This is a genomic window from Paenibacillus sp. sgz302148 (assembly GCF_056120465.1).
Map to the genome: position 1 here is coordinate 1 of NZ_JBVYOJ010000061.1, position 869 is coordinate 869.

The 869-nt window shown below is 49.5% G+C and carries 1 protein-coding gene; it reads left to right on the plus strand.

Annotated features, from left to right (window positions below):
* Positions 1 to 9: 9 nt before the first annotated feature.
* On the plus strand, positions 10 to 837 hold the full coding sequence (locus AC0LWM_RS32385; protein ID WP_474679166.1) for an IS3 family transposase: 828 nt from the start codon (positions 10 to 12) through the stop codon (positions 835 to 837).
* Positions 838 to 869 lie beyond the last annotated feature (32 nt).

Below are 869 nucleotides of genomic sequence, written 5' to 3' on the forward strand. Positions count from 1 at the left end.
ATGGAGAAGATGTGTAGCACACTTGGCGTTTCCAGGAGTGGGTACTACAAATGGCTTTCAGAGAAAACCAACGTGAATAGTTATCAGAAGCGCCGTAAGCTGCTTTTGGCGCGGATCTCTTGGCTGTACCATGACTCCACGAAACGCTACGGTAGCCCTAAAATTACCGAGAAGCTCCGCGAAGAGGGCTGGAAAGTGTCGGAACGGCTGGTCGGCAAGCTCATGAAGGAAAATGGCATGCGCTCCTGCGTAGCAAGGAAGTTTCGTGTTTGTACGACAGACTCCAATCACGCCAATCCGATCGCGCCTAACCGTTTGAATCAAAATTTCAAGACTACCGCGCCGAACAAAGTATGGGTAACCGACATCACCTACATTCCATGCCGCGAAGGCCGTTTGTATCTCGCAAGCGTTCTTGATTTATATACCCGCAAAATCGTCGGCTGGGAGTTGGCAGACCGCATGACGACGGATTTAGTGCTGATGGCTTTGGACAAGGCGTACGCAGCGCAGAAACCCAAACACAAACTCATTCATCATTCGGACCGCGGCTCGCAGTATACGTCCGACGAATACCGCGAGCGTCTCAAGAAGTACAAAATGAAGGCCAGCATGAGCAGAAGAGGAAATTGCTACGACAACGCCTGCATCGAGTCCTTTCACAGCGTGCTGAAGAAGGAGTTTATTTACTGTACGAAATTTAAGACGAAGAAGCAGGCCCAGCAAGAAATGTTCGAGTACATCGAATTGTTCTACAATCGCAAACGAATTCACGGAGCTTTGGGGTACGTATCGCCCACTCAGTTCGAGTCGATGTACTACAAACGCGTAGGTTAATTGGTTTTGGGTGTCCACTTTCTTGACAGAGG